This is a genomic window from Pirellulales bacterium (genome assembly GCA_033762255.1).
Lineage (GTDB): Bacteria > Planctomycetota > Planctomycetia > Pirellulales > JALHPA01 > JANRLT01.
This window is the reverse complement of sequence record JANRLT010000021.1, coordinates 178,174-194,305: the sequence shown is the minus strand read 5'-3', so window position 1 is coordinate 194,305 and position 16,132 is coordinate 178,174. Positions and strand designations below refer to the sequence as shown.

13 protein-coding genes and 1 riboswitch are annotated in these 16,132 nt (G+C 56.6%); of the genes, 2 read left to right on the top strand and 11 right to left on the bottom strand.

The window, feature by feature from the left end; genetic code table 11:
- Positions 1-4 precede the first annotated feature (4 nt).
- From SFX18_06395 to SFX18_06345, 11 genes are all read right to left on the bottom strand, one after another.
- On the bottom strand, positions 5-520 hold the full coding sequence (locus SFX18_06395; GenBank protein MDX1962763.1) for a hypothetical protein: 516 nt from the start codon (positions 518-520) through the stop codon (positions 5-7).
- Positions 521-609: 89 nt separating this feature from the next.
- Complete coding sequence (locus SFX18_06390; protein MDX1962762.1) at positions 610-1,653, bottom strand: PIN domain-containing protein; 1,044 nt, start codon at positions 1,651-1,653, stop codon at positions 610-612.
- A gap of 93 nt (positions 1,654-1,746) precedes the next feature.
- Positions 1,747-2,331 (bottom strand): class I SAM-dependent methyltransferase, encoded by a 585-nt coding sequence (locus SFX18_06385; GenBank protein ID MDX1962761.1) that lies wholly within the window; start codon positions 2,329-2,331, stop codon positions 1,747-1,749.
- A 165-nt stretch (positions 2,332-2,496) separates the two neighbouring features.
- On the bottom strand, positions 2,497-3,426 hold the full coding sequence (locus SFX18_06380) for a hypothetical protein (GenBank protein MDX1962760.1): 930 nt from the start codon (positions 3,424-3,426) through the stop codon (positions 2,497-2,499).
- A 126-nt stretch (positions 3,427-3,552) separates the two neighbouring features.
- Positions 3,553-3,879, bottom strand: coding sequence for a divalent-cation tolerance protein CutA (gene cutA, locus SFX18_06375; GenBank protein MDX1962759.1), 327 nt, complete (start codon positions 3,877-3,879; stop codon positions 3,553-3,555).
- Between the two features lie 6 nt (positions 3,880-3,885).
- The gene (locus tag SFX18_06370; protein MDX1962758.1) at positions 3,886-5,388 is read right to left on the bottom strand and encodes a DUF1501 domain-containing protein; all 1,503 of its coding nucleotides are present in this window, start codon (positions 5,386-5,388) and stop codon (positions 3,886-3,888) included.
- Positions 5,389-5,624: 236 nt separating this feature from the next.
- Entirely contained in the window at positions 5,625-8,060 is a 2,436-nt protein-coding gene (locus SFX18_06365) for a PSD1 and planctomycete cytochrome C domain-containing protein (protein ID MDX1962757.1), read from the bottom strand.
- Between the two features lie 137 nt (positions 8,061-8,197).
- The gene (locus SFX18_06360) at positions 8,198-9,022 is read right to left on the bottom strand and encodes a class I SAM-dependent methyltransferase (GenBank protein MDX1962756.1); all 825 of its coding nucleotides are present in this window, start codon (positions 9,020-9,022) and stop codon (positions 8,198-8,200) included.
- Between the two features lie 710 nt (positions 9,023-9,732).
- Positions 9,733-11,412, bottom strand: coding sequence for a DUF4465 domain-containing protein (locus SFX18_06355; protein MDX1962755.1), 1,680 nt, complete (start codon positions 11,410-11,412; stop codon positions 9,733-9,735).
- A 290-nt stretch (positions 11,413-11,702) separates the two neighbouring features.
- Entirely contained in the window at positions 11,703-12,575 is an 873-nt protein-coding gene (locus SFX18_06350; protein MDX1962754.1) for a DUF1559 domain-containing protein, read from the bottom strand.
- 255 nt (positions 12,576-12,830) lie between these two features.
- Positions 12,831-13,200, bottom strand: a riboswitch (cobalamin riboswitch).
- A gap of 412 nt (positions 13,201-13,612) precedes the next feature.
- The gene (locus SFX18_06345) at positions 13,613-13,924 is read right to left on the bottom strand and encodes a hypothetical protein (protein ID MDX1962753.1); all 312 of its coding nucleotides are present in this window, start codon (positions 13,922-13,924) and stop codon (positions 13,613-13,615) included.
- Between SFX18_06345 and SFX18_06340 the strand changes: the two genes are divergently transcribed.
- Complete coding sequence (locus SFX18_06340) at positions 13,893-14,735, top strand: hypothetical protein (GenBank protein MDX1962752.1); 843 nt, start codon at positions 13,893-13,895, stop codon at positions 14,733-14,735. The two genes, SFX18_06345 and SFX18_06340, sit on opposite strands and share 32 nt — an antisense overlap.
- A 122-nt stretch (positions 14,736-14,857) precedes the next feature.
- Complete coding sequence (locus SFX18_06335; protein ID MDX1962751.1) at positions 14,858-15,964, top strand: Gfo/Idh/MocA family oxidoreductase; 1,107 nt, start codon at positions 14,858-14,860, stop codon at positions 15,962-15,964.
- Positions 15,965-16,132 lie beyond the last annotated feature (168 nt).

Sequence of the window (16,132 nt, the reverse complement as noted above, 5' to 3'; positions counted from 1 at the left end):
CATCTTATGGCGGTTCCCGAGCTTGCAACAAAAATTCATCCAGTTCCAGGCTCTGCCCGGTTTTTAGTAATATCACTCTGATGGCGACTTGGGGATACCCGCAGCATTCCAGCAATTTTTTCCAAGCCCAGAAGGGAAAACTCCCCTTTACCTCGACAGAGCAGATTTTTCCCTCACGATCGCTTAATTGTCCCTCCATTTGCCAGGCTTGCGCTGGTGCCTCGGGGCTTGATAGGTGGCTGTCTTTTGTTTCCCGCATGGACCCGGATACGGGTAATTCCGCGGGCAGCGGTTCGGCCGTTGTCAAACCCGCCGGCCCGAGCCAGTCCGTCCCGACCCAGACAAACGCGCCGTCGGGCTCGCAATCCATCCGGGTGAGGGCATTCAGACGCGCGGATAACTGCTCAAAGGAACAATCAAAAAGCGCCAGACTACCGGCAAAATTCGCCTGGGCGGGGGAAACAGTGGCCGGGGGGACCGGCGCGGAGTCGGGGGACCGGGCCACCAAAAGCAGATGCACGTGGGAAAAAGCTGCAATTGTTGTCAACAGTGCCGATTGCGAGAGCGTTATGAGTTGAGTAGGGATTGCAACAAGCTGCGAGGTGGATTTTAGCCCTGCAGCACGGGAACTTGGCTATCGTATTTGGCAAAGACCATGCGGCCGGCGCTTTTTTGGAGCATGCTGGTCACGGTGACCCGGACGGATTGATTGACATGCTCGCGGCCCCCTTCGACCACAATCATTGTGCCGTCGTCCAAATAACCGATTCCCTGCCCATGCCCTTCCCCCGGTTTGACAATGCGAACTTCGATCGCCTCGCCGACTAAAAAGACCGGTTTGAGGGCGTTTGCTAGGTCGTTAAGGTTAATCACCCCGACGCCGTTTAAATTAGCCACTTTGTTCAAATTATAGTCGTTGGTGACGACTTTGCCATTGAGGTGCTTGGCCAGGATGACCAGCTTCATATCGACCGGCTGGTCCAGGTATTCTTTTAGTTCGCGGTCGTGGATCTGCAGGTCGAGTTCTTTGTTGTTGCGCAGTCGATTAAGTATGTCCAACCCCCGCCTTCCACGGCTGCGGCGCATGCGGTCGGCGCTGTCGGCCACTCCCTGGATCTCGGCCACGACAAAGCTGGGAATGATCAGTTGATTGTCAAACGCGCGGGTCTCCACGACATCGGCGATCCGCCCATCGATAATCACGCTGGTGTCCAGGATGAAGGGCTTGCGTCCCTTGACATCGCGGGCGAATTCCACATAGGGAATGATAAACCGAAAGTCATCCTTGGTCTGGAGGAGGATGCTAATGCAAAAATAACACAGAATCATCCCCACGATCAGTTCGACCCATTGCACCACATCGGCCTTTACCCCCGCCAGCAAGGGGGTCATGGCCAGCCGCACGACATAGGTCAGAAACATCCCCACGATCAGCCCAAAGTACACCGCCGTGACGGTTTGCAGTTCCTTGCGGGCGATGGAATTATCCAAAAAGATCACCCCCGCCGCCAAAAGCATAATCCCGCCAATGGTCGCCCAAGGGAGCCACCACGGTTCGCGCAAGAGGATGTCGGATCCGCTTAGTCCGGCCCCCAGGCCGATCGCCACCATGACAAAGACCGCGCGGAGGACCAATAACGCAAGATTAGGCATGATTGTTGGGTAATTTCATTTTGGCGGGAGGCTGGAATTATTAATAATTCCCGTCTTAAACCTATTGTAACATGGCCACCCGATAAAATCGAATCAGTCCTTCAGCTTTATGCCCAGCATTTCGACCATCAAATACGGCAAATACTTGCGTTCACCCGCCGGTCCGGGGACAAGGATTGACAATTGCTCATCGGCGTTCAGGGTTTCCGGGGTCAGTTTGATAAATTCGTTTTTTACGTTCAGGGAGTAATGTTGTTGCTGCCACTCAAAGCTGGGAAACAATTCCCGGATTCCATGATGCGAAAAACGAAAGTAGTCGTCTGGATAGGCGTGATACCGCCAAACCCAGGGAACGGAGATATAAACATGCCCGCCGGGCCGCACCAGCGTGGTGATATGCTCGGCCATGACCCAGGGACGTTTGACATGCTCCAGCACCGAACAGCAAATCGCCAGGGAAAAGAAATTTGGCTGCAAAGGGCCGATGCCGGTCGTCAGGTCATGGACGATATCGACATTGGGTCCCTCCTGTAAATCCAGGCCGACATAGTTATTGTTGGCGTAAATTCCGCGAAACGGAGCCGTGCTGCCATAGTCATGCGAGCCAATCTCCAAGATCGGTCCCTCCACTCGCGGCAAATGCGTGGTCAGGTAAATGCGTTGATTCGAATGGCCCATGTGCGACCTTTCCGCGGAATCCATACCGCGTGGGATGAAGTTTTACAGGTTTATAAGCGATCACGAAAACCGGCGGTGCGACGCGCCGCAACGCTTTATTCTGGGGTGCGGCGACCAGATTTGACAATGTCAATCGGGATTGTGGATGAGCGGGGTAATTGTGTTTTAGGTGATGGCTAAAAATATCGCCGCCAGCATCAAAAATGCGCCGCACAACCGGCGGATGAATTCCCTCCGGCCCAGGTGCCGCTCGTGATTGTCAAACCAGTGTCCCACCCCCCAAACCGCCAGGATGCTAAAGAAACCGCGGGAATTGTAGATCAAATTGATACGGGGCGGGTCCTGGGTCCAGGCAATGGCGTAGATGAGCGTGGCGCTTTGCAGGCCAATTAGCGCCGAACCGCCGCACAGGGAGGGAATGGCCCCCCGGGGGATCCGCCAAGACCCCACCCGCGCGCCGACCGCCAAGGTGGAGACCAACAAAGCCACCAAAAACGCCAGCGGTATGATCCGTTCTATTCCCCAATGCGGCGACCAGGCGTTGATCAACACATCAAAGAGGGCATAGGCCAGAGCGGAAAAAGCCGCCAGCAAAATGGTCAGGCCGATGCGGCGGGGTTTGTGACCGGTGGCGTTGGGTTGCAAAGCGCTGGCCCGGGGAGCCCCCTGCAGCAGCGTGAGCGCGGCTAAACTTAGGCCCCCCGCCACCCAGAGTTGCAGCCCGGGGGGTTTCCCGGAGAGCAGAGTCATAAAAATCAGGACAAACAAGATTTTAAGGCCCAGGACCGGTGTGGCGATTGAGACCTCCCCCACGTCCAAGGCGACCAGCGTGGTAAACTGACCCAACCAAAAGACCAGCCCCGCTACGATCGCTTGCCACCAGGGTTGGCCGGAGAGCGCCGGCGCGGGGATCAGCCACAGGGGTGCGCTCGCGCAGCACACGGCCACATTGGCGTACCAACTCCCCAGCCACAAGCTGACTCGGTACCGCGCTGCATATTTGAGACACAGCGCTCCGCAAACATAAATCAAACTGCACAAGAGCGGCAGCCACCATGCCAACCAGGGGATGTCCGGCGGCAAAGGTGGGGGCATGGAACGTCTACTAGCATGGGGAAAATAACGGGCCAGCCGACCCGTGGCTGCCACCAAGCGGTCTATGCTACCGACTGGGGAAATTTCTGGCCAGGGGATAACCCACTACCCACTATCCACTACCCACTATCCACTATCCACTACTTCCCCCCGCAGCCAAGTTAAATATTTTTCTGAGCCGCTGGAGATTTCCCAAACCAGAAACTCCGGCGTATCATACGGATGTCGCGAAAGCACCAGTTCTTGGAGTGCCGGCAACGCCGCGCGCGTGGTCTTGAACGCCGCTTGCCATTCGGTGGCGGTCTCGATGATTCCCTGCCAACGGTAAATGCTTTGCAGCGGACCGCTGATCTGGCAACAGGCCGCCAGATGCTGCGCGATGGCCGCCGTGGCCAGCGCTTGGGCCGCTTCCAATGTGCCGCAGGTAGTGACCGCCGTGACAAATTCCGCCATGATTTCCTACACTAAAATATTATTGACTACATTGCCAAACACATCCGTCAGGCGATAATCCCGCCCTTGAAACGTGTACGTCAGCTTGGTATGGTCCAAGCCCAGGCAATGCAAAATCGTTGCCTGCAGGTCGTGGACATGAACTTTATTTTCTGTCACATGATACCCCAATTCGTCGGTTGCGCCGTACGTGAGTCCCGGCTTGATCCCTCCTCCCGCCAGCCACATGCTGTAACAGTGGGGATGATGGTCCCTGCCCAAAAATTTTGACCCGTTTCGTTCCTCATTCATCGGTGTGCGTCCAAATTCCCCAGTCCAGATGAGCAGGGTATCATCGAGCAAGCCCCGCCGTTTGAGGTCGGTTACCAACGCCGCTGCCCCCTGATCGCATTGCTGGCAACGCTCGGGCAGGCTATGCATGATGTCATCCCCCTTGCTCGTGCCGTGGCTGTCCCAACCCCAATGAAATAATTCGACAAAGCGCACGCCCCGCTCGATCAGTCGCCGGGCCAACAGGCAGTTATTGCCAAAGCTTTGCTGGCCGGGCTTTGCCCCGTACAAATCCAGCGTTTCCTGGGTTTCGCCGCTGAGGTCCATTAATTCTGGCACGGCGGTTTGCATGCGATACGCCAGTTCATACTGTTCAATGCGGGTGACAGTCTCGGGGTCCCCCACTTGGGCCAGTTGCTGGCGGTTCAGGTCATTCAACAAATCCAGTGTGCGGCGGCGGCGTTCGGCGTCAATTCCCGCGGGATTGGAAACATACAGCACCGGATCGCCGCTGCTGCGAAATTGCACCCCCTGGTAGACTCCCGGCAGAAAACCACTGCTCCAGAGCGCGGCGCCGGCGTCCGGTCCCTGCGGGGAGGAAATTAGCACCACAAAGCCCGGCAGATTTTGGCTTTCGCTTCCCAGGCCATAGGTCAGCCACGATCCCATGCCGGGCCGGCCCAACTGCGGCGAGCCCGTATTTAAAAAGAGCTGTGCCGGGGCATGATTGAATTGCTCGGTCACCATGGAGCGAATGATGCAGATGTCATCCACGACTTTGCTTAAGTGGGGCAAGAGCGGCGATAGCTCCGCCCCGCACTCTCCATGCCGCTGAAATTCGTAGGGGCTGGCCAGCATTTTGGGCACCCCCTTGATAAAGGCAAAGCGTTCCTTTTTTAGCAGTGAGTCAGGGCAGGGCTGGCCATTTAGCTCCTTGAGCTTGGGCTTGGGGTCAAAGAGGTCGAGTTGCGAAGGGGACCCCGCCATGTGCATGTATATGACGCGCTTGGCCCGCGCCGGAAAATGGGGCGCTCGGGGAGCAAGGGGACGGGTGGCGGCATGCGCGGAGGTCTTTTCATCATTAGTGGAAGTGGTCCCGTTGGCGGCGTTTTCTCCCTCCGCCGCAAAGACGCGCGGGTTGGCCAGCGCCGCCAGGGCCAGCGTGCCGATCCCCGTGGCAGTACGTTCAAAAAAATGCCGCCGGGTGAGTGACTTGAGTTGCTCGAGGTACAGATCCATGAGATGAATTAAGAATTAAGAATGAAAAATTAAGAATTGAAAAGCACACTTGTGTTTGAGCTTGATTACCCAGGAATGGTAACCACATTTCGTATATCTTTACCAATAACCAAGCTCCAAAAACCAAATTCCGGTCAGGGGGCAAAAGCGATTTTTGCCCTAGCCACCCTTTTTTCCCATTCACCGCCCGCCCCCCGTCACACCAGTCCCGTCCGGCGGACGGGACCTACCCGGCGTCACCGGCACAGCACCTCGTCCAAATTCAGCAGCACATTTCCCACCAACGTCCAGACCGCTTGCTCTGTCGCGGAGTTGTCTTTTTCTAAATTGCCGGCAATCGCCCGAGCCGCGGATTCATCACCATTAAGCCGGGCGCGCTCTTGCTCCACAAACGTCGTGAGGGTCGCTAATTCCGCGGGTCGAACGTCACGCGCCGTAACCAGCCGGTAACCCAGGGAGATCCGCTCGGCGGTGTTTGTCCCCTCGCGCAACAATCGCCGGGCCAGCCCCTGGGCCGCTTCCACATACACGGGATCATTCAGTGTCACCAGCGCCGCCAAGGGCGTATTGCTTTTATTTCGCTTAACAACGCAAATTTCGCGGCTAGGGGCGTCAAAGGTCAGCATCGTGGGGTACGGGGCTGTGCGCTTAATAAACGTGTACACCCCCCGGCGATAGCGATCTTCTCCTTCGCTGGTTTTCCACTGATCTCCATTATACGGGGAATTCCAAATCCCCTCCGGTTGCGGCGGCATCACACTAGGCCCCCCCATTTTTTCACTCAGCATCCCCGCGACAAAGAGCGCCTGGTCGCGGATCATCTCGGCCGTTAACCGTTGACGGGGGCCACGGGCCAACCAGCGATTATCCGGATCACGCGCGATAGCCTCGGTCGTGGCGGTTGCCCCCTGACGATATGTGGCCGATAGCACAATTGACCTGTGCAATTGCTTGAGGCTCCAGCCCCGCTCCATGAATTCCACCGCTAGCCAGTCCAGTAGTTCCGGATGCGTGGGCGTGTCTCCCCGCGTTCCAAAATCCTCGCTGGTCCCGACAATTCCCCGCCCAAAAAACTGCTCCCACATCCGATTGACCAGCACCCGCGCGGTAAGGGGATTTTGGCGGTCAACCAGCCAGCGGGCCAGGGCCAGGCGATTGGTTGCATTGTCCATCGAATTAGCTGAATTCGCGGCGGAATCCGAGGAATTGGGAGCGGAGGATGCGGTGCTTAATACAGCCGGAAAGCCCGCCGTCACTTCCTCTCCCGGATTCAAAAAACTCCCCCGGATATGAATATGGGTTTTGCGCGGTTCGGGCTGGTCGCGCATGATCATGGTCCGTGGGATTTGTCCCCGAATTTGATTGCGTAGTTCATTGATTTTGTCCCGCAGGGGTTTAAGTTCGACCGAGCCGTGGGGGATTTTCTCGTGGGCGTCCAGTTCCGCCAAGGCCGCCGCTTGCGCCGGTGTGGGAAACTCCTCCACCACGCTTTCACCCGTGGCGGAGTCGGCATTGTTATTAAAAAACGCCAACAGTTGATAGTACTCTTTTTGCTTAAACGGATCGTACTTGTGCGTGTGACATTGGGCACAGTTGAGCGTGGTGGCTAGCCAGACCGCGGCGGTGGTGTTCACCCGGTCCACATTCACCACATTGCGGTATTCCTCGGGATCAACACCCCCTTCGGTATTGATCATCGTGTTGCGGTGAAATCCGGTGGCGATCCGCTGCTCTGGCGTGGCATTTGGCAAGAGGTCCCCCGCCAGTTGCTCGATCGTGAATTGGTCAAACGGCAAATCGCGGTTAAACGCCCCGATCACCCAATCGCGATAGAGCCACATCACGCGGCTGCCATCTTTTTCATAGCCATTGGTATCCGCATACCGGGCCAAATCCAGCCAGTAACTGGCCCAACGTTCGCCATAACGGGGACTGGCCAGCAGCCGTTCCACCACTTTTTCGTAGGCATCCGGCGACTCATCCTGCAAAAAGGCCGTGACCTCGGTTGGCGTCGGGGGGAGGCCAATCAAATCCAGGCTCACGCGCCGCAGCCAAGTCGCCCGGTCCGCGGCCGCCGTTGGCTGCCACCCTTTTTGTTCCAATGTCATGAGCACAAACGCATCCCACGGCTGCCGCACCCAAGCAGTGTCCTTTACCGTGGGCAAGGGAGGTCGGCTAGGGGGCTTGTACGCCAAATGATTGGTGCCGGAGCCTTCGGCGCTGTCGGGCCAGACGGCCCCGGCGGCGATCCAGCGTTTGAGCATATCAACTTGGGCAGAAGAGAGCTGTTTATTTTCCTCGGGCGGGGGCATGACGGTTTGGGGGTCGGTCGATGTCACGCGCTGGAATAAGAGACTTTCTTCTGGTTTGCCGGGAACAATGACCGGTCCGCTGTCGCTTCCCTTTTGGGCGGCGGCGCGGACTTGCAGGTTGAGGCCGGCTTCTTGGTGTTCGATGCCGTGGCAACTGGTGCAGCGGGAGAGCAGCGGCTGAATGTCCTTTAGGAAGTCGATTGGGGGTGGAGAGACGGAAGGGGCATCAACTGCGGGCAACTGAGCCCCCCAAGTATCCCTGATGACCGCCGTGCCAATTATAAAAAGCAGAGCGACCATCCGTCGGGAGATGAGTGAGTGGCTGCGAAACGTGATTTGTTGAATCAGTATCTGTGTCATGCATGCAGTCCAAAGAAATAAAAATCGCAGCTTGATTGAGGTAAGAACACTGTGCTCCAAAATTTTTCTATTATTATATCACGATATCGGCAAAGCAGGAAATTTTTACGGTGATCAGTTTACGTTAACACACTTTACTATTCGGGCAACCATAAATTAACGCTCGAGTCTTTGTTTTTACCGTTAAATGTGCTGGAATTACCCGCCGTCACCCGCCGCGCTTTCAGCCGGATATACGGGGCCACGAATTGGCTGCGGTGGCCAAATACTCCCGCCGCGGCGCTAGCCCGCGCGTGCGGCGGTTCGCGGCAATCCTCGATCACAAAACCCGCTTGGCACAGTCCGCCGATGAGTTCCTGCCAGCGATGCAAATACTCTAACGTTCCCCCCTCGCGATGGGGACTGCCGGTTACGTCGGGCAAGGGACCGGCTCGATAATAGGGTTCCCGCAGTTCATACCGCCCTTGCGCATTTGGCTCGACCGCGCATTGCAGGCTGACAGGGGATTTATGCTGGCTAATGTACACGCCATCCGGCCGTAACACCCAGGCGACTTGCCGATACACGGCCAAGATATCCGGCACATAACAGGTGCTAACCGGTTGCACGACCAGGTCAAACTCTCCGGTGGCAAACATCCGCAGGTTGTCCATGCTGGTTTCGACGATGCGAATCGGCAAATTTCGCTCGGCGGCCACAGCCCGGTCCAGGGCCAGCATCGCGGGACTCAGGTCCACCACGGTCACCACGCCCCCCGCCGCGGCATAAAGCGCGCTATGCCGCCCTCCGCCCGCCGCCAGACAAAGCACGCGTTTACCCGTCACCCCCTCCCCCAGCCAGCCATCGGCGTTGATCGTGGCCAGCGGATCGGCAAAATCCTCATCCCGCGCGGCCAGGGTGTGCCGCTCTTGACGACTGACCAGGGTATCCCACGCGCGGCGATTATGTTCAAGGTGCGACATGAATTGTAGTAGGCACCGTCCCGGTGCCGTAGAGATTGTAGTAGGCACCGTCCCGGTGCCGTGGAGTGGGTAGGTCCCGTCCGCCGGACGGGACAGGCGCGAGAAATTCATTGCCACGGATAGGCATAGTTCGGGCTTCAGCCCGAAACCCAAGGCTGTAAATTGACTTTGTTAGTTGAACTGGAAGAATCGGGCCGTTGGCCCTTCCATTTGTTTCTTTCTATTTACCTAGGGCGACGCTGCGCTTGCCCTAGGCTGGGATAGGTCGGGCCTTTGGCCCGCAAAAATTAACAAACGCCTTTAGCCCGCAAAGGATTAAACACCCTTGGCAATCAAATGCTTGGGCAACGAATAATCTTAGCACATTTCGAAGCTTTGAAAGGTTGGTAGTACGGAATTTTACGGATTGGAAATTTTGATTTTGACAGACTTCAATCTCAAATTTCAAATCATTATCCTTGTGTACTTCTGTCATTCTTCTCTGTGCGCCTCTGTGTATTCCTTCGTGACTCCGTGCTAAAAATCCGACTGAATTTATAAGGCGGAATGGAGGGAGAACCAGATCGAATTCCACGGAGCAGATTGGAACACAGATGACGCGGATGTGCTAATTTCGGATCTCAAATCCCAGATTTCAGATTTAGAATCTCAAATCTCAAATTTCAAATTTCAAATTAATGTACCTTCGTGACTCTGTGCTAAAAATGTTTTTATATACCTTTAATAACACCACACTTTTTCCCTCGCCTCCACGCCCAGGCCGCCAAACCCGCGCACGCCATGAGCAGCATTCCCGGCTCGGGCACGATGTATCGCACGCCCACGGCGTCCAGGTCAAATCCCGCGGTGTTCCCCGTACCCGGCCAGGGGTCCAGGATCGGCCGGCCCTGACTATCGAGGAACGCCCCGTTCCCCGGCACGTCGATAATGCGCACATATCGGACGTTTTGCAGGTCCAAAAGCCCCCCGCTAACCAGCGGATGCGTGGCCAGCTCCCCTAGGTCAAACGGCGTTCCTAATAAGCTGGCATGCACGCCCGCTAGGTTCCGCGTGTTGGTCACATTCAGTCCGGCAAACGCCCGCCCAAAGGCGACATTTAGTTCCGTGTCGCCGGGAATTCCCGCCCCTTGTTCCACATTTAACGACTCGCTGGCAAACCGGGCAAAATCCACGCCGTTGCTCGAGACTTCCACATAACCCAGTTCGCCAAAGATAAACGGCGCGGTAAAAAAGGCCCCGGCGTTTTCAAATACCGCCAGGTCCCACCCCGGTCCATCGACAAAGGGGGTGGCAAAGCCCAGCGTGATCCGCCCCGCCGGAATTCCGGCGGTGATTTGCGCCGCGGTCAAATCCCCCAGCGACACGATGTTGCCGTTGGCCGGACCTAAGGCGTGGGCCAGCATTTGCGTCGCGGGATCTAAATCGGCCGCTGGCTGGTAGCTGCTCACTTCGCTGGCCCAGTGGATGATCGCGGGGTCTGCGGCTGCAATCGGCGCCACGCTAAACGGCCCCGCCACGGCGGGTGTGGAATTGAGTAACAGCAGACTCCCTGTGCAAAAAAAGATTGACACTGTGGCAGCGCGGGGGCTTTTTCTTATCAATAATCCAATACCACCCAGGCATAAAATCGCCACAGTCGCCCACACCAGCCCTGGTTCCGGGATGACGGTCACTTCCAAATTATCCAGGGCAAAATATGCGGGGGTCAACAGGCCAAAATTGTTATTTCGCGAGCCGCTAATCGCAAACGTCAGTTGAGTGGCTCCGGCCAAGGGGGTCAAGTCCACATTCGTCCAAGCAGTGAGCATGTAATCCAGGCTATTATCCGCAAACCGAAAATCGGCCAGATAAAAATCAATCGGCGTCCCCACGGGTTGGTTCAAGGCATTGAGACCTGTAATTTTTAACAGCAAAAAATCCGGCAGATTGCCATCCGTTCCGCCAAATTTTGGTCCGACAAAGCTATCCCCATCCCGCATCGACAGCGCGGCGTAAGTAGTGTTGGCCACTTGCAGGGAAACCGGTTGCGACCCGGCAGGCAGCGTGATCCTGGGAATCGTAATGCCGTCCAGATAAGTCAAGGCGTAGGTACTTGAGCCGCCAGCCCCACCCCCAGCGGGTAAGGCATACGCGCTGTACTGGTTAAAGTACCCGGCGGTAGTTATGTCCGTTTGAGTGGAGACCGCCCAACCGGCCCAATAGTCCGTGCCAGCGTCATAAAAATTGTTAAAGGCCGCTCCGCCAGAGACAAACGCGGGATTATTCCGTTGCGAGTTGGGAAGGAGACTTTGATCCTCTAGCGTGATCGTCGCGGCGCGTGCCTGGGATAAATCAATAGCGCAGAATAAGAGCAGGCAGACGATTAATTGTCGAGTCAAGAAGTGTGTCATGATTGGCTCCCGGGGGAAAATGTGATCTTGTACTACTAACACCTAGATTTTTTGTTCTGTAGAGATTGATTGTTATTGAAGTCTTCGCGGGCCAAAGGCATTCGATTCTTTGCGAGCCAACGGCCCGACCTGTCCCAGCCTAGGGCAAGCGCAGCGTCGCCCTAGGTTAACAGTAAAACACAAGTTATAGGGCCAACGGCCCGATTCATTCGCATGATACTCATGACTTTCAACCGTCGTTAAAGTTAGGGGGTGTAAACAACAAGTAACGGGCTGAAGCCAGAACTACTTTAATACTCACCCACGTGATCCCCCTCCGCCCGCGTGCAAAGTGCGGCCAATGTGCGCAGGGATAGCTCCTCGCGCAAAAAATGGACGGACGCATCCGCCAATACGACCTGTGCCCCACGCGGGTGCCCGCTGCGGATGTCATTTTCAAACGGCGGGGCCGCGTTGATGGCAAACGCCTGATCAAAGATGTTCCGCCCATTGATCCATTGGCCGTCAGTAAATTGCGAATCTTCCCCCACGATGATCGTGTGGCTCAGGCCATCGGTGATTTGCCGCGCGCGAAACGCCTGGTCATAAATTAGGATGCCGCGCGGCGGGTCGTTAGGGCGGGAAATCCGTTCGCCATAGATGCCGCCGTAATCGCACGCCCCCCGTCCCCTGGCCAAGGGTTCCCCCCGCAGCGACGCCGGGCACAGATACACGGGAACAACCGTCATAGCGGCCGGGGCATTGTCCGGATGATCAAACGGAAGTTCAAAATCGATCCGCCGATAGAGGGGTGTTTCCTCTAAAAAAGGGAGTACCAAGGCCGACCAGGCGTGTTGTCGACGATCGTTATCGGTCGGTTTGGACCGCCATTCGATCCCGCCGGGGGGGAACTGCTTGTGGGCGTCATGATAAGCGACCAACGCCAGGCCAATTTGCCGCAAGTTATTGCCGCAGCGAGTTTTGTGCGCGGCGGAACGAGCCGCCTGCAACCCCGCGAATAAGAGCGCTACCAAAAGGCCGATAATCGCGATCACCACCATTAACTCCACCAGCGTAAACGCGCGGACCGCCGCGCGAATCACGCCCCGCGGAGGCGTGGCGGTGGGGAAAGCGCGGCCCGGCGCAGGGGCGCATCCCGGTTGGTGGGCAGGTCGCGGGGGCATTCCATTTAACGCAGGCGCGCACGTTTTACGCGGACCTCGCGCCGGAGGCTATGGAGGAATTTTGCGGGACACGGAAATACGTTAAACGCAGTCCGGGGCTGGCATTTTCATCCGTAGCGCGCAGCGGGGGGCTGGCGACGAAACGTGAAGCGCGATTAGCGTCCCTTTGAGTAAAGATTGCCGGCTAATCCAAGAATGCCATCGACTCTAAGATCATTACCGACAAACCCGAACAGACTTCAGACCCTCGTGAAGTCGCGTTCGAACCGTGTTGGTAGGTCTTCTGACTTACGGGCAAAACAGCCAGGGCCTTCTCGCGCAAATGGTATTTGTGATTACTCACAACAACCAACGCAATGGCCACAAACAGAGAGGCCGTTCAGTGTGTGGATGGTGCCGATAACTCGTGGCTGCCAAGATATGGAGCCAAGAATCCCCGACAAATCCATACTTACCCGATCACAGCGGCGGGGCCGTCGCGGAATAAGGCGGAAGTGGCTAAGCCTGATCGCAAACGCGAAAAAATATCGAATGCGACGTGAATTATCCAACCCACCCGACCACAGTTCCCTTGTTTGTCGAGTGCGAACAACGCAACCCGACCACCAACCCGGCGGATCATGCAGGTGACTATACGGAACATGTTGGAATTCGTCAAGCGTTTTTACAAAATTCCAGTGAGGTGTAGGTCCCGTCCGCCGGACGGGACGCGCGTCAAGGTAACAAAGCCGCCGATGGTATCGGCGGGACGCGGCAAGTTTAGCCGCGACGCGCAGCGGAGCGCGAAATGACGGGAGACGGGAGACGGGAGACGGGAGACGGGAGACGGGAGACGGGAGACGGGAGACGGGAGACGGGAGGCGCGGGACGCGGCAAGTTTAGCCGCGACGCGCAGCGGAGCGCGATATGACGGGAGACGGGAGACGGGAAATGGGAGACGCGGGAGACGGGAGATGGGAGACGCGGGACGAGCGGCGGACGTAAGTCCGCCGGTACGTGCGGTACAGAGGCGGGGTTTTACCAAGATTTCCCGGAATTCACCGAAAGAATTCTTGCAACTTTCCCCGGCACTCGACACAATCTAGCTGCGTCCGTCCCCTGCCTAGGGCTGCCACGGATATTTCCCAGTTGAAATCAAACGCAAATTTTTCCAGGGCCAATCCCATGCCGATCGAATTTGTCTGCGGTTCGTGCCAAAAGAAGCTGCGCGTCCCCGAGGAATTTGCCGGTCGGACGGCGAAATGCCCTAATTGCACCACGTTATTGACCGTGCCGGGGGGAGCAGTTCCCTCGCCGGGGGCTGGCGTGGCGTCTCCCTTGGCCCCCAGTTTTCCGGCGGGTGGATTCACGCCGCCGCCCCCTCCTCCGCCGGGAGGAAATTTCCCGCAGTTTCAGCCGCCACCAGCCCCCGGAGCCCCCAACTGGGGTGGCCCGCAGCCCGGTCAGGCCGAAAATCCGTACGCGGCCCCTCAAACGGTGCGGACGTATCAAGGAGAGCCCGTCGGCACGGGAGAAATGCAGCACACCAAGCTTGAGATTGGCGATCTGCTTAACTCCACCTGGAAAGTTTTTAAGCAACGTTGGTCGAGCGTGTTATTTGGGGTGTTCATTACGGGACTGATCACGAATATCATCGGTCGGATTGCAGATGCCATTTTTCTAAATGATTCTTTTGGCTTTTTGGGAATACTGCTTAATTTGGCTGTGACCTTGCCAGTAAATGTGTTTTTCGGCGCAGGATTAATTAAATTTTTGCTCAAAGTAGCCCGCGGTGAACCATCAGAATTTAATGACCTGACTAGTGGCGGCCCTTATTTTACTAACTTTCTGTTAACTTCATTGATGGTAGGTATTGCTGTTATTATCGGTTTTTTACTGTTAATCGTGCCGGGAATCTATCTTGGGTTAATGTTTGCTCCTGCGTTTCAATTTGTCGTGGATAAAAATGCGAATGTTGGAGAGGTATATAGCTTATGTACAAAATATACAGAAGGAAATAAACTCACCCTATTTTTAACGGGGTTGGTGCTCTTTTTGATTTTTGTGGTAATATTCATCACAATCATTGGTGCCATTGCGGTGGGGCTATTTGGTTATTTGCTCGCAAACGTGGCCTACCTCAAGATGACCGGCCAACCGGTTGCTTATCAGGATACCTAATCCTGGCTTGCGGCTAATTTTGCCTGTTGTCCTCGCAAAAACTTTCATAAAATCAAGAATCCCGCGCGGAACGCCCTTTAACTTGTTCCGCGCGGGATTTATTTCATTTACTTGGACTACCCATGACCCAACCCATACGCATTGCCATTATCGGCGCTGGTAAAGTCAGCGATTACCACCACGTTCCCGCGATTCGGCTAGACCCGCGCTGCCAGTTAGTCGCCGCTTGCGATACCGATCCCAACCTGCTGGCCGCGCGCCAATCCGACTGGAATTTGGCCAAAACCACCACCGATCCCGAACAACTCTGCGCCGATCCCGACATCGACGCGGTCATTATCGCCACGCCCAACTTTACGCATTTGCCCATTGCCGTGGCCGCCGCCCGCAATGGCAAGCACATCATGTGTGAAAAACCGCTGGGCCTGAACGCCGGCGAGGTCGCCGCCATGTATCACGCCGCGCGGGACAATGGCGTGGTCCACATGACGGCGTTTACGTATCGCTTTGCCCCGTCGATGCGGTATCTGCGGCATTTGCTGACCACGGGGGCCTTGGGGGAGCCGCGGCACTTTCGCAGCCAGCGGTTTCTCGACTGGCCAGAGACTAGTTGGGGTTGGCGACAATATACCCACTTGGCGGGCGCGGGGGACTTGTTTGACATGACGATCCACCGGCTTGATTTTGCGATTGATTTACTCGGGCCGATCAAATCGATCTGCGGCGCGGTGGCCCGGTTTGCCCCCCGCACCCAGACCCCCGATGGGCGGGAATGCGCTCCTTCCGACGTGGATGATTGGTCGAGTCTGATTGGTGAATTTGCCAGCGGCGCGACTGGAGTCTGGGAAGGGACCACCCTGGCCAAGGGGTACGGCCGCCGCGGCTTTGGCCATGAATGGGCGGAAATCAACGGCAGCGAGGCCTCCGCCGTGTATCAACTGCATGAGCCAAACACACTGCTTCTGGGCAGGACCGGCCAAGACCTGGCCCCCGTGCCAGTACCGGCGGAATTTCTCAAACCGGCGGATAGTCCCCGCGACCCGGCGGTTGGTGATCCAGCCACGGTTTTTCGCTATGATCTGATGTGGGAATTTGTGAGTGCGATTGTCGAAGGGCGCCAGGCGGTTCCCAGCTTTTATGATGGACTAAACGCGCAACTGGTGGCGGACGCGTGCCTGCAATCGCACCGTGAACGCCGCTGGATCGATACGCCGCTCGCGGCGCGGTAGGAAAGGTTATACGGTAACAGTCAGAACCGGAAAATCAGCCGCTGGGCGCTAGCCCACGGTTCAGACTATTTAACCGGAGGCTAGCCCACGATTTATGTTGATTCGGGATGAACAGAACCGGACGCTAGCGCGTGGCGGCTGATTGTTTGCGGACAACCGGACGAAAAC